Below are 13,405 nucleotides of genomic sequence, written 5' to 3'. Positions count from 1 at the left end.
TGAATATCGGGGGGGATAGAATGGAATATGAATTAAGTCTAAAAAGTCAAAAAGTAAGAGTGTGGTTATGGATTATGGTTCCTGCATTCATACTAACTTATGGTTTGTTTGCCTACTTACCAACAGAATTTAGTTTGCTACCTACTTTGCCACTAACTATCGGTTATTTCTCTTACTTAGGTTGGGTACTGGTGCGAAAGAAAAAGTAGAGGTAGCTTGTTTATGTAACACGTGAGTTAAATTTAGTTTTGCTTCAATACATCTTGAAATTAAGACTTCCATTATAGGGGGCGATTGTTCAATATAGACGATCGCTTTATCACTAACGTGGCAGGATAATCAAAAAAGAGATTGTTATTGAGAAACGATATTCCTAGGATAAAAACGGTAAGCGTATAAGGATGTTTTAAAAGGGAGAGAAAAATAATGGCACAATCACTAATCTTTGATATGGATGGAACACTTTTTCAAACAGATAAGATCCTGGAAATATCACTGGATGATGCTTTTAGCCGTTTACGGTCATTAAATAAGTGGGATCAGGAAACGCCTATTGATAAATACCGTGAAATTATGGGGGTTCCTTTACCAAAAGTATGGGAGACTCTGTTACCTGATCATTCCGTTGAGGAAAGAGAACAAACAGATGCTTATTTTCTAGAAAGACTAATTGAAAATATAAGCAGGGGTAAAGGTGCTTTATATCCTAACGTAAAGGAAGTCTTTAGTTATTTAAAAGAGAATGATTGTTCCATATACATAGCAAGCAATGGTTTAACGGGATATTTAGAAGCAATTGTCAGTTATTATCATTTGGATGAATGGGTTACGGAAACATTCAGTATCCAACAAATTGAATCGTTTAATAAATCGGATTTAGTCCAAGGTATTATAAAAAAATACAGCATCACTAATGGAGCAGTAGTTGGGGACCGACTTTCAGATATAAATGCAGCCAAAGATAATGGGTTAGTTTCAATTGGCTGTAACTTTGACTTTGCGCGAGAAGATGAACTTTCTCAAGCTAATATTGTCATTGACGATTTGACAGAGCTACAAACAATATTATCAAAACTAAAACAAATAGCTTATTGAACTCAAAGGAAAACTGTATGGATTATAAAAACATATCGTTCAAGTATGGGAGTGCTTATGATACAGGGTTAAATAGCAGCAATTTTGAATTAGTACTTGAAAGAGCATTAATACATCATCTGGATGAATTACAAAATTGCTTTAAAGAAGCCTATCGAATACTCAAGGATGGTGGGTATTATATTGTTTAGGACCGTACCCCTGATGATTGTTTAATAAAAGGCAACGATAATCATATAAGAGGATATCTTTTTGAATTGTTTCCAAGATTAATCGATAAAGAGGTGAGTCGCCGGTATTCCAGTCATTTCGTATTGAAGACTTTGAAGAAAGTTGGATTTAAAAAATTGAGGAAGTTAAGTTGTGGGAAACAAGAAAAGTGTATCACACCAAAGATCAATTACTTGAAGGTTTAAGTAAGCGAACCGGAAGAAGTATTTTACATGTACTAGATGATAATGAATTGAGGACATTTATTAATTATGTAGATAAGTCACTTATGATTAATAAGAGCGTAATTGAGAAAGATAGATGGACAATTTGGAAAGCGGTTAAATAATATAAAGATATCTCGATTTCGAGCTTTAAATATAAGAGTGACGATTGTTCAATATGGACGATCGGTTTTTCACTAACAGGGCAGTTTGATTAAATAAAAAGTACAGAGGGAGACTAATTATGACAAAAAAGTATTGTTCAATATTATCAGTATCTTTTTTCACTTTGGCTGTTTTTCCACTACTAGCTGGTTTGACTGAATGGGGTAATGCACTATATGTTGCTGTAATTAATATAAGCATCTTTTTACCTTTGATATTAGGAGTTTTGGGCTTAATATTTGCTTTAACTGGGATTAAAGGCAAGATCAAAATTAGCCTTGTTTTGATGAATGTCTTAGGGGTGCTTCTATCTACATTTTTAGTCTTTATTGCGATGTATGGTTTTCAACAAGCATAAAGGGATCATCTTCAGCTGACTGGGCGTAAGTTAAAGATCTAATGAAAGATGTCTCGATAACAAGGATTCGATAATAGAGGGACAAATCTTAAACATAAGGATTTGTTGCCTCCGTATAACAATGGAGGCTACCCTATGAAAAACTGTTGGCTGAGATATTTATTGAAATTAAGACAGAACAAACAAAATTTAATCATTTATCTATTTCCGTTAATATAATCCTATCTGGATATAGGGAGGTTATGGCTTGAGCTTTACAATGAAGCACTTTACAAATTGTCTAAGTTTCTAATGAAAAAAAAACAACTAAAGAAGTCGACTTGTAACTACGTATACCTTTCCATATAATGATAATTAAAATTAATAGAAGCAAGGAGTTTTAAATTGAGTAAACAAGATGAGGTTTATCAAAATATATTGGATAAATCGCTAAAACTTTTTAATACTAATGGAATTCATATAACCTCTATACAAGATATTATGAACGAGACCGGTTTACCTAAAGGAGCCATATATAGAAGGTTCAAGAATAAAAGTGAAATTGTATTAGCTTCTTATAAAAAAGCAGGTTTAATAATAGATTTCTATATGCGGGAATCAATAAAAAACAAAGACTCTTTTACTGAGAAGATCATAGCAATATCAAATATCTATCTAGATGCAGTTGATAATCCGCCTATTGAAGGAGGATGTCCTATGCTGAATACTGCGATTGAGAGTGATAACAATTTCCCAGAATTGAAAAAGATGATGGCAGAGGCTTTTCAACAGATGATATTGTTCGTTGAATCTTTACTTCAAGAAGGAATAGAGTCTGGGGAATATACAACGGAGCTCGAACCTCGTTCTTTAGCATCCCATTTATTGTCTTCCATGGAAGGAGCCATTATGACAAGTAGGCTTTCATTAAACAATGAGCATGTAGAAAACACAATAAAATATACGGAAAGGCTGTTGTTAACATATACAAGGTAGATGTCAAGGAATAGACATATTTACTTTGTTGCTCTTTGTGAGTAATTAAGTTATAGTATAACCAGACCGGACGGTCCGGTCTGATTATACTAACAGAAATGAGGTGTAATAATGGACGTTCAAATCATACTGTTTGAAGGATTTGATTTATTAGACAACTTAAAAAGGCGAATTACATGGATGGTCAAGCTAAGATAGGCAAGCTCCCATCTATGCTAAGAGGATCTAAGGTGTCTCAGTAAATAGTGGTTTAGTAGAAAAGGAGAAGTATGACTAAAAGAAAAACTTTAATTGTAATCCTGTCTTTGGTTTCTGTGATGTGGATTCTGCATACTGCTTCAAAAAATTTTATAGTGGACCCAGAATTCGCTTCTTTCTTGAGCAAAAAAGAAATTATTATATCAAATGGTAACCTATGGATCGTAATGATTAAAATCCATATCGTCCTTGCGATTACTGCTTTAGTTACTGGTCCTATAGGTCTTTCAAAAAGTATTAGGATTAAAAAACTTCCATTACACCAGTGGAATGGCCGAATATATATATTATCCATTCTTTTAAATATGGTGCCAGGTTACTATGTTTCAATTTTTGCTAATGGCGGAGTTCTAAGTATGATTGGATTTTGGATATTAAATACATTATGGCTTGTTACAACAATTAATGGGTACCTGTGGGTAAGGAGAAAGAAAGTAGTTCAGCATAGAAAATGGATGCTTAGAAGTTTCTTTCTTACCTATGCAAATTTAACAATATATATCATAGTCGCTACGTTCCATAATGGGTTTAACTTCGATTATGGTGTTTCTTACATCATTGCTGTTTGGGGATCATTCACAATCAACTTAACATTAGCAGAATTCGTTATTAAAAAATCTAAAATCTAATGAATATGAGAAATTAAAGAGGTTACTTATGAGAATTATTTTAGAGAATGTCGATTTGTTTCAGATGATCCATCGGAATTCTTGGATATTTGTTTTTACACTATTTTTCATAGTTTATGCCCTATATGGGAAGAAAAAAAGCAAAGCTGCTAATATGACCCAAATGATTTTACGGTTCTTTTTTATAATTATGTTATTTTCAGGGGTTTCATTAGTGATTGCTTATAATTTTGATCCATTTTATGTAACTAAAGGATTATTTGCCATCACTATGATGGGGCTAATGGAAAGCAGCACTGTTAGAAGGAAAAAAGGTCAACAAAGCAAACTTGCTTTTATTAGTGGTAGTATTTTATTAATAACCGTAGTATTGATGGGTTTTAGAGTAATACACTTCTAAATATTATTAATGATCAACATCAATTGCGCTTGAAAAACGTAAATACTTTTGAATGGATTATTCTAGTTATTGGACGATTATCCAACAAAAGATGGTCGTTCTTCCATAGGAGTCTTTTAATAGATGTAATTCTTAATAAAAGGATATTTTTAACATACCGAGTTTTCCATAATTGGGAGCAATTATGTAGTAACTTGTTTATAAAGACCAAACCACTAAAATTAAGTGATTTGGTGTTTTAAAGCTTCACGGGTGTGGCTTTTGATGCAACAAGTATTTTATACCTCACACCTGCATTAGCCATAGTAATTTCGTGGATCTGGGTTATCGAAATTTCTACACTTTTATTCATAGTTGGAGGTATTATCTATACAAGTTAGAGAAAAGGATTTAAAAAGCGAATGAATACTTTAATCAAATAGTATCTTGAAACCGAGTCTTAAAGAAAAGGGAGCTTATCTGCAGTAATGATAAGTCTCTTTTTAGTGTAAAAGGATTGAGTTCTTGAATTTCATTTGAAATAATTGGAATTGAGTATAGGGTAACTTTATTGAAAAAATATATCTCGATGGGCGGATTGTTCAATAATTAATTCTAGTAGAAGGAGGCGAAAGTTTGAGGAATAAACAAGTTATTTTCTGGAGTATTATAGCTGTCATTCTAGTATTGATATGGCTCTCCTTAAGATAATACATATAATATAGGATTTTATAAGCGAAGGAAGGTATCTCGAATTCAAGCATTACGCAAACGGGGGCTTTAACGGAAGATACTTCACTTTTTAAGCCTGTAATAGAGTGCATTGTTAAAGTATGAAACCAGTTTTGTTGAATAAACCAAGTTTTAGGTTAAGTAAATAACTTCATTACTTCATATGCTATTTATATGTTTAGGGAAGAGGGATGTAAAATCGAATTAAGTATATGGTTAGTCTTTGGAGCAGGTATTTTATCATTTATTTCTCCCTGTGTGTATCCTCTGTATCCTTCATACCTTTCTTTTATTACAGGGATATCAGTAGGGGAACTTTCTAATAAATCAAAACAGCCACGCCAGGTAAAACAAAAGTTAATGCTACATACATTATTTTTTGTATTGGGGTTATCTATCGTGTTCTTTATTCTAGGTTCAGCTTTTACTTTTATTGGTGATGTTTTTACTAGATATCAGAATATAATACGAATGATAGGAGCTGTATTTATAATAGGGATGGGTTTCTTTCTAATGGGAATTTTCCAACCCATTTCTATGATAAAAGAAAGACGCTTAAAACTGGTAAAGAAACCAGCAGGATATTTGGGCTCATTTTTAGTTGGCGTGTTTTTTGCAGCAGGATGGACTCCTTGTATTGGGCCAATGTTAACAGCCGTTTTAACTTTATCAGCGTCGAATCCTGATCAAGGGTTGATTTATACATTAGCATATACACTTGGCTTTGCTATTCCTTTTTTAGTTATGTCTTTTTTCTTAGGAAAAGCTCGATGGATTTTAAAGTATTCAGATAAGATAATGAAAATTAGTGGCGGAGTTATGGTTATGGTGGGCCTATTATTGTATTTTGACAAACTGTCAGTATTAGGGTTATGGCTAACAGAGTTATTTGGAGGGTTTAGAGGTTTTTAGTAATAAATATTATAAAAAGTTTTGAATGAACGTATTCACTCCTGAAATATGTTTCAATTTCGAGTTTTAAAGAGTTAGGCACTTGTTTTCAATGTATTGATCATTCAATGAGGTATCTGCCAGGGGGACGGGGTAAGATGATCATTTTTCTGTTTATAGCTGTTCATATATTGCTTGGCTTAATGTTAATTTCTTTCAAAGGGAAATTACCAAAACAAATAACTACGTTTTCTTTTGTATTTCTCAGTATGAGTTTCTTATATTTCGGATCCATTTTGTTAGGATAAGCATGTTATCTCAACGCTGAGATTTCAACTTTAGGGGGCAAATCATGAACAATGGTTGTTCCTTTTCTACCTATTCGGATGAAAGTATTGATCTAACGAGCAGCTAAGTTTAAAAGAAAACTACATTAAGGAAATACAATAGTTAAGTTAATAAGTAGGTGTTAGTCAATGATAATCAAAAACGAGGAAGATGTAATAAAATCAATAAAAGAAGATGACTGGATGATGTATGTACTAAATGCTGTAAAAACGTTGAATTTGCCTGATTGGTGGATTTGTGCAGGATTTGTTCGTTCAAAAATATGGGATGTGATACATAATTATAGTTCGAGAACTCCATTACCAGATATTGATGTGATTTACTTTGATTCAACAAATGTAAGTAAATTTGAGGAAGAAAAGTTTGAGGAAAATTTAAAATCTATTATTCCCAGTATCCCTTGGTCAGTAAAAAACCAGGCGAGAATGCACATCAAAAGTAATATGCCTCCCTATTCATCTTCCGTTGACGGTATTTCAAAATTCCCTGAGACAGTCACATCATTAGGAGTAAAAATTGACAAAAATGAGGAAATAAAATTAACAGCTCCTTGGGGAATTAATGATGTTGTAAATTTAGAAGTAAGACCGACACCATTTTATGATACAAAAGAAAGAATAGGATTCTACAAAAATAGAGTTACAACAAAAAATTGGAATAAAGAGTGGGATAGGTTAAAGGTGTACGGTACCAATAACTCTTATTAAGATAACCGTTGATTAAGTTAGAGATCTGATAAAAATATCTTGAAATCAAGTCTTCCAGTTTAGGGGAGCAATAGCTGTATAGTGGATAATGCTTCTTGTGCTAACGGAGCAGTTTAATTGAAAATAAAGGGAGATTTCATATTGCATCCAATAACAGCAACAGAAATAACAACTTCGGTCATTTTTGTAATTGGTATTTTTGTTATGTCATTATTAACACCAAGTAACATAAGGAAACATTGTTTACTTGTTTCAATTTCATTAACTGCACTATTACTTATGCTTTTTGCTGTTCGTCCTTTTTGGATCGACTATCAAGTTTCGAAAAAAACGGAACAACTTAAGGAATACTTAGAAGAAACATTCCCTCAACAAGAATGGAAGATTAGTCAACAAGAAGGAAGACAATATAACCCTTATCACCTCATAGTTGAATTTAAAAAACGAAAAAGGTTGGCTTTATACTTATTCCGTAGTAGATGAAGAGAATATTTGCCAAAATGCTTGGTCAACACCAGAAGGAAATTCTCCTGATGAGGGTAGACATTTTAAAAACTTATGTGAAGAATAATCTTTATTAAACAAACGGGGGCAATTATTCAATAGGAGGTTTCGCCAATCTTTTTGAGACTTAGGTGATAGGGAACTGTTAATCTTTCAGTAAGTTAAAGGGTGTGAAAATGAATATACTAAGCGAAGTATTATTAGTAGTACTAATATGTATTATTAGTTATTTTGTTTCAGGTCGTCCTGATAGTGTGCTTCCTTTATTTTTCGGGGGAGTTTCAGGCTGGGTACTTGTAAAATTAATAAGTAGGATTTGGAGATCAAATCAATAGTTTTTCCAAAGTTGTCTTGAAATCACGAAATGTAGAGTGGTGGTGTTGCTTTTGAGTTTTGCAATTAAAAAAAGGTCTGAATCTATGTTCTTAATTATTGTTTTGTTAACTTTATTTATTATTATTGGTTGTTCTTCTGATGAATCCATAACAGAAGTTACTCAACCTGGAGAGCTATATGAAAAGAAAGTAACTAATGATTCAAATGAAAAAGAAAAATTTGAGGCAACCTTTTCAACGCTTAATATTAATCATATTCCTAAGAACATCACTTTTGAAATTAACAAAAATGTATGGAATTTGTTAGAAAATGATAAAGTCTATGAATTGCACTTTATCTATAAACATCAATCAGACAATTTTGTCTTGGAAGAAATCAGTTTATCCCAGGTATCTTTAGACAACTTTCGACAAAAGGTTAAAGAAATTAAAGGTAAAATAGAGTAAAACGAGAAACGGTATCCTTCAAGTATAATATTAATTAAAGGGAGCTAGGGTTATTATTTGTGCAATATCTCAACTTCGTGTCTTACGGAATTTGGTTCATTTCTTGAATAAACATATATAGGAACATCACAGGGGAGTTATTAAATGAGTAAAGAAATATATGAATTTATAAATGAAGTACAGTTAAAAAAGTATGCAGAACTTGGTGTACGAGCAGGTGTAAATCTGCAAAAAAATCAATTATTGATTATTCATAGTGATATACAAAATGCTACGTTTGCCCGTCTAATCCAAACGATAGCCTACGAGGAAGGAGCTTCAAATGTATTTATAGATTGGACAGATGAACAGTCTACCAAAGAATTTTACTTAAATGCAGCAGATAGTGTCATTGATAACTTTCCTGATTGGCAGGCTGCCCGTTTTAAGGAGTGGGACGATGTAGGCGCTGCTTACATCCATATTATTTCTGAAAACTTAAATGTTTTTAAGGAGGTTTCTTCAGATAGGATAAATCGTTTCCAAAAAGCTTCTCGTACCAAATTGAGGGATTATTATGCGAAAATTAGATCCCACGAGGTACGCTGGTGTCTTCTAGCTGTCCCAAGCGCTGAATGGGCAACAAAAGTATTCCCCAACCTAAGTAAAGAAGAAGCTATACAATCATTATGGAAATTAATTTTAAAAGGATCTCGGGCAGATGGGGAAAATCCTATAAAAGATTGGGAGAGCCACAATAGAACCTTCGAATCTCGAAAAAAAATCCTAAACGAGAGTCAATTTGAAGCACTTCATTTTACAAATAGTTGTGGTACTGACTTATTAGTTGGTCTGCCAAAAAATCATCACTATATCGGTGGGGGAGTCATAGATGAAAAGGGAATACCTTTCTTTCCTAACATTCCTACGGAAGAAATATTTACTGCTCCTCATAAAAATAAGGTGAATGGCAAATTGGTAGCTACTAAACCTCTTATCTATGGGGGGAGTGTCGTAGATGAATTTTATCTGGTTTTTAAAGATGGACGGATTACCGACTATTATGCAGCAAAGGGACAGGGAGTGTTAAAGAACCTCATCGAAACAGATGAAGGTTCACATTATCTAGGTGAAATTGCCATGGTCTCTAATAAATCGCCTCTTGCTCAGGCAGATACGCTTCTTTACAATACATTGTTTGATGAAAATACGTCCTGTCATATTGGAATTGGAAATGCATCTCCTTCCAATATTCAAAATGGCAATGATCAATCTGAGGAAGAGTTGAAGGCAGCGGGGCTGAATACTTCCCTTTTAACAGTCAATGTGACCTTTGGTACCAAAGATATGAAAGTAGTGGGTAATAAAGAAGATCGTACTGAAGTCATGCTAATGAAGGATGGGGATTTCCAATTCTAAATTGAAAAATTGTACTTCAACAGTTGAAAATCTGCGCCATATTTAGAAATTGAAAAAGATTTTTTGTTTAGTGGATAAAAATGAGGGGTTATTTTGAGGATAAATCTAAAAATTTCAACAGTAATTTCAACCATAATTACTTTTTTAATTTTAATGGGATGTGAACCATTAGCTAAGGAAACGATGGATTTTTATGAAAGCACAGAGAGTATTGACCTCTCTGATGAGAATATCAATTCTATATCAATAAATTCATATGAGAACGATGTTATAAACACTTTTGGAAAACCAACTGAAGTCGAAGAAATAAGAGATCCAAAGTCAAAATATTTGAGTTACGATGGAGTGGAGTTTGGTTTTGCAGATGCCAAGGTTATTCGATTATTCATTCGAAGAACAGACGAAAACTCCAAAATATATGAAACTGCTAAAGGAATTAAAATCGGGGATACAAAAGACCAGGTAATTAAAGAATACGGTGAGAACTATTATGAAAGGGTTGAAAGTGGCTTAGATACCCTTGGATATTTTGATAAAGATAATTTAATAAATATAGAGTTTGGGTTTAATGAAAATAAAGTTATAGCTGTTATTATTAAGAAAATTGGTTGGAAGGAAGATAATCAAAGGGAATCTTTATAAAGGATTTATTACATAATCAGGAGTGAACCTTAATGATGGGGTGATATGTTGTTAAAAACTTCTAGGGTTATTCTAGCTATATTAGTACTGACTCTTTCCAGTTATGGATTAATAACGAATAATTCTCCTCTTTTGCTTCCCTATATGATCATGTTTTTAGGTTGCCTATTGTTGGTGATGGGGCTTGAAGAATTCAATAAAACACACAATTCTTTATTAGGTTATATGTTAGTTGGGATTTCACTATTATGCATTTATACATCTGTGAAAGCTTTTTTAGCTGCTTAGTCTTAAAGTAATAAAAAGAAGCTGGATCAAGCTTACATACACTTTGCAGGAGTTCATCCGGACTATCGAAAGAATAATATAGGTAAACAACTTTACGAAGAATTTAACAGTGCTGCAGTAAAAGAAGATCGATATATAGTTCAAGAAGTTACTTCACCTGTAAACAAAACATCCGTTGCATAACATGCTAAAATGGTCTTCGATATAAAGGGTGGAAGGAATTCTTGTATCCCAGATTATGATTGCCCAGGGCAAGATAGAGTTTTATTTATTAAACACTTAAAATAATGCGTTTCCATTATTGCATATAGATTTTATCTCAGCTCCAAGTCTTCACTAATGGTGATTTAGTTCAAAATCAATGGAAGATTGTTATAGGCTTTCAACAACAGCGGGGGGGATGTTAGTGAGACAAAAAACTCCCTGTAAAAGAGCAAATTATTTTACAAAAAAATTAATTTATGCTATAATTTACAATATTTTATTTGAGGTATATAATAGGGTTCTCCTGGCCGGGGGAATCCTATTTCTGTTTTAAGGAGTGTGTTTCTGTGAAAGAAAAGGAGTCGAGTGTTACTTCATTAATTTCTGCTTTTGGTAGAGCTTATCATAGTTGTTTTGACTCGCCTATTATCTTTAATGACTATGTGGCAAACGATTTAATCACCCAAGATGAATTTAAGGAAATAAAGAAGAACCTAGTACAGGGAGTCCAATTTTTCAATGTAGATTTAAAGCAGCAATTTAAAGGAAACACAGAAGAAATGATAAAGTGGATAACTCAAGTTCAGCTTTCTCCAACACCCTTGGCTCGTGCTGCTTATTCAGAAAAAGTATTGCTAGATGAAATGCGACTAGGAATAGAACAATATGTCATCCTTGGAGCAGGTTTAGATACTTTTAGCTTTAGATATCCTGAATTTGAGTCTGCTCTAAAGATTTTCGAAATTGATCACCCATCTACACAGGACTTTAAAAAGAAAAGGTTGAAAGAAGCGAACTATAACATTCCAAGAAACCTTCAGTTTATAGCGATGGATTTCTCTAAAATGTTTTCTGATCAAAACCTAATAAAACAAGGGTTTGATGTTAATAAAAAGACTTTTTTTAGCCTTTTAGGAGTTTCTTATTATTTAACTCGAGAAGAAATCTCACACTTATTGGCTCATTTATTTACCAAAGTTCCTCCAGGGAGTTCAATTGTTTTTGATTATGGAGACGAAACTTTATTTACTGAAAAGGGTCACTCTAATAGAGTCGAAAACATGGTTAAAATGGCTGCTGCAAGCGGGGAACCAATGAAAACATGTTTTTCTTATGAGGAATTGGAGAATATACTAGAAACATTTGGCTTACTTATCTATGAACATCTGACACCGATTAGTATAAATGAACTTTATTTTAGTAATAGAAATGACTACTTAACAGCTTTTGAAACCATTCATTACGTTCATGCTGTAAAACAGTGATACCTACCTGTTAATCAGGTAATAAATCTTGATATAGAGTCTTCCGGTAAAGGGGGCATTTCTCTAAGAAGGAGAAATGCCCCCTTTTATGGAAGTAAAGGTTGAGGAGATAGACACATGGAAAAGTAATTTTATATAGCAAAAACTCAGGCTGATTGTTAAAAAAGTTTAAGGATTGGCATGACACCTTATGAATGAGCTATCCACAAAACACCGGATTATCTATTAAATAATTAAATTGGAGGGATTAGATAATGGATGTGAAGACACTCTTGTTACAACAATGGGCAAGCTGCTTAGATGAAGAAGACTGGTTTCCACCCCTTGAAAAAGTGCTAGAGGATATTACATTAGAACAGGCAATTTGGAAACCAGCTGATGGGTCAATGAATTCTATTTGGGAAATAGTGTGTCATTTGCTTTTCTTTGAAAAGAGATTTCTGATGCGCTTTCTTGGCGAAACAGAGAATGAACCACAAGCAGAAAATAATGATTCTACATTTCAATTACCAAGTGAGACGGTAGAAAATTGGAAAGAAACAAAGCAAGAATACTTTTATGTTCATCGTGAACTTGGAAAAATACTAGCAAAATCAGACCATGATGATATGTATAGAAAAATCCCAAAGAAAGATTATCCATTAGTACTTGAACTGAAGAGTCTAGCAATGCACGGCGCATATCATATTGGGCAGATAGTGTTCCTTAGTAAAATGCAAGGAGCTTGGCCAGAGAAACGAAGTTTTTAAAAAGGCTTCATTAGCTCTACAGTAAAAAAAGCGATCGTTATTATTGAACTATCGCATATCTATAATCACGAAGCAATAGTTGAAGAGTTGTTAAGCAGGGGGAGACCAAAAGTGGATATTGAACAAGAATTATATCGAGCAGCAAAAGAACTGATTAAAAAAAGATATCCAACTGGCTGGGGTGGTGCAGCGGCAATGTACACTAGCGAGGATGAAATATTGACAAGTGTTGCTCCAGAGGTGATAAATGCTTCAACAGATTTATGTATAGAAACAGGTGCGATTTTGGAAGCACATAAATTTGATACTAAAATTACTCATTCAATTTGTGTAGTAAGAGACAATGAAAATGAAGAATTAAAGGTATTAACTCCGTGTGGGGTCTGTCAGGAAAGGTTAATTTACTGGGGTAGAGATGTAAAAGTAGCTGTAACTTCAAATGACGAGAAACAATTACTTTTCAAAACACTGGAAGAAGTCCAGCCTTACCATTGGTCTAAAGCATACAAGGATGAAGAGTTATTCGACTAACAGTAGCGGTAGTAAAAAAATGAAGCTTTAATTGAAAAAAAGGTGGCTATCCTCTCTAATTATCCTATAGA

General features: G+C 33.2%; 17 protein-coding genes. All 17 read left to right on the top strand.

Annotation, left to right across the window (positions count from 1 at the left end; translation table 11 throughout):
• The first annotated feature begins 20 nt into the window (after positions 1-20).
• Complete coding sequence (locus tag JOC33_RS14085; protein ID WP_205093191.1) at positions 21-209, top strand: hypothetical protein; 189 nt, start codon at positions 21-23, stop codon at positions 207-209.
• Positions 210-426: 217 nt separating this feature from the next.
• Entirely contained in the window at positions 427-1,095 is a 669-nt protein-coding gene (locus JOC33_RS14080; protein WP_205093190.1) for an HAD family hydrolase, read from the top strand.
• Between the two features lie 17 nt (positions 1,096-1,112).
• A complete protein-coding gene (locus JOC33_RS20395) occupies positions 1,113-1,286 on the top strand; it encodes a methyltransferase domain-containing protein (RefSeq protein WP_239534218.1) in 174 nt (57 codons plus the stop codon).
• Positions 1,287-1,773: 487 nt separating this feature from the next.
• Complete coding sequence (locus JOC33_RS14070; RefSeq protein ID WP_205093189.1) at positions 1,774-2,052, top strand: hypothetical protein; 279 nt, start codon at positions 1,774-1,776, stop codon at positions 2,050-2,052.
• Between the two features lie 384 nt (positions 2,053-2,436).
• The gene (locus tag JOC33_RS14065; RefSeq protein ID WP_205093188.1) at positions 2,437-3,027 is read left to right on the top strand and encodes a TetR/AcrR family transcriptional regulator; all 591 of its coding nucleotides are present in this window, start codon (positions 2,437-2,439) and stop codon (positions 3,025-3,027) included.
• A gap of 269 nt (positions 3,028-3,296) precedes the next feature.
• A complete protein-coding gene (locus tag JOC33_RS14060; RefSeq protein ID WP_205093187.1) occupies positions 3,297-3,914 on the top strand; it encodes a DUF2306 domain-containing protein in 618 nt (205 codons plus the stop codon).
• Between the two features lie 28 nt (positions 3,915-3,942).
• Positions 3,943-4,314 carry a DUF1516 family protein gene (locus tag JOC33_RS14055; RefSeq protein WP_205093186.1) on the top strand — a complete coding sequence of 124 codons (372 nt, stop codon included), beginning with the start codon at positions 3,943-3,945 and terminating at the stop codon, positions 4,312-4,314.
• A gap of 885 nt (positions 4,315-5,199) precedes the next feature.
• Complete coding sequence (locus JOC33_RS14050; protein WP_205093185.1) at positions 5,200-5,937, top strand: cytochrome c biogenesis CcdA family protein; 738 nt, start codon at positions 5,200-5,202, stop codon at positions 5,935-5,937.
• Positions 5,938-6,392: 455 nt separating this feature from the next.
• Entirely contained in the window at positions 6,393-6,971 is a 579-nt protein-coding gene (locus JOC33_RS14045; protein ID WP_205093184.1) for a nucleotidyltransferase family protein, read from the top strand.
• Between the two features lie 141 nt (positions 6,972-7,112).
• Positions 7,113-7,454 (top strand): hypothetical protein, encoded by a 342-nt coding sequence (locus tag JOC33_RS14040; RefSeq protein WP_205093183.1) that lies wholly within the window; start codon positions 7,113-7,115, stop codon positions 7,452-7,454.
• Between the two features lie 407 nt (positions 7,455-7,861).
• Entirely contained in the window at positions 7,862-8,257 is a 396-nt protein-coding gene (locus JOC33_RS14035) for a hypothetical protein (RefSeq protein WP_205093182.1), read from the top strand.
• A 144-nt stretch (positions 8,258-8,401) separates the two neighbouring features.
• Positions 8,402-9,655 carry an aminopeptidase gene (locus tag JOC33_RS14030; RefSeq protein ID WP_205093181.1) on the top strand — a complete coding sequence of 418 codons (1,254 nt, stop codon included), beginning with the start codon at positions 8,402-8,404 and terminating at the stop codon, positions 9,653-9,655.
• A 93-nt stretch (positions 9,656-9,748) separates the two neighbouring features.
• A complete protein-coding gene (locus JOC33_RS14025) occupies positions 9,749-10,297 on the top strand; it encodes a hypothetical protein (protein WP_205093180.1) in 549 nt (182 codons plus the stop codon).
• A 309-nt stretch (positions 10,298-10,606) separates the two neighbouring features.
• Positions 10,607-10,768, top strand: a complete 162-nt coding sequence (locus JOC33_RS20390) for a GNAT family N-acetyltransferase (protein WP_239534226.1) — start codon at positions 10,607-10,609, stop codon at positions 10,766-10,768.
• A gap of 368 nt (positions 10,769-11,136) precedes the next feature.
• Positions 11,137-12,054 carry an SAM-dependent methyltransferase gene (locus JOC33_RS14010; RefSeq protein ID WP_205093178.1) on the top strand — a complete coding sequence of 306 codons (918 nt, stop codon included), beginning with the start codon at positions 11,137-11,139 and terminating at the stop codon, positions 12,052-12,054.
• Between the two features lie 254 nt (positions 12,055-12,308).
• A complete protein-coding gene (locus tag JOC33_RS14005; RefSeq protein WP_205093177.1) occupies positions 12,309-12,803 on the top strand; it encodes a DinB family protein in 495 nt (164 codons plus the stop codon).
• Positions 12,804-12,914: 111 nt separating this feature from the next.
• Positions 12,915-13,334: a cytidine deaminase gene (locus JOC33_RS14000; protein ID WP_205093176.1), complete on the top strand. Its 420-nt coding sequence runs from the start codon at positions 12,915-12,917 to the stop codon at positions 13,332-13,334.
• Positions 13,335-13,405 lie beyond the last annotated feature (71 nt).

It is taken from the genome of Thalassobacillus pellis, from assembly GCF_016908295.1.
Taxonomy (GTDB): domain Bacteria; phylum Bacillota; class Bacilli; order Bacillales; family Halobacillaceae; genus Thalassobacillus; species Thalassobacillus pellis.
Note: the sequence above shows the minus strand (reverse complement) of the source record. Positions and strands in the feature narration are given on the sequence as shown.

Bases quoted from the DNA above. Each gene is read 5' to 3' on its own strand.
- JOC33_RS14030 (WP_205093181.1), top strand. From the start codon at position 8,402: ATGAGTAAAGAAATATATGAATTTATAAATGAAGTACAGTTAAAAAAG.
- JOC33_RS14080 (WP_205093190.1), top strand. From the start codon at position 427: ATGGCACAATCACTAATCTTTGATATGGATGGAACACTTTTTCAAACA.
- JOC33_RS14070 (WP_205093189.1), top strand. From the start codon at position 1,774: ATGACAAAAAAGTATTGTTCAATATTATCAGTATCTTTTTTCACTTTG.
- JOC33_RS14005 (WP_205093177.1), top strand. From the start codon at position 12,309: ATGGATGTGAAGACACTCTTGTTACAACAATGGGCAAGCTGCTTAGAT.
- JOC33_RS20395 (WP_239534218.1), top strand. From the start codon at position 1,113: ATGGATTATAAAAACATATCGTTCAAGTATGGGAGTGCTTATGATACA.
- JOC33_RS14055 (WP_205093186.1), top strand. From the start codon at position 3,943: ATGAGAATTATTTTAGAGAATGTCGATTTGTTTCAGATGATCCATCGG.
- JOC33_RS14060 (WP_205093187.1), top strand. From the start codon at position 3,297: ATGACTAAAAGAAAAACTTTAATTGTAATCCTGTCTTTGGTTTCTGTG.
- JOC33_RS14050 (WP_205093185.1), top strand. From the start codon at position 5,200: ATGTTTAGGGAAGAGGGATGTAAAATCGAATTAAGTATATGGTTAGTC.
- JOC33_RS14045 (WP_205093184.1), top strand. From the start codon at position 6,393: ATGATAATCAAAAACGAGGAAGATGTAATAAAATCAATAAAAGAAGAT.
- JOC33_RS14085 (WP_205093191.1), top strand. From the start codon at position 21: ATGGAATATGAATTAAGTCTAAAAAGTCAAAAAGTAAGAGTGTGGTTA.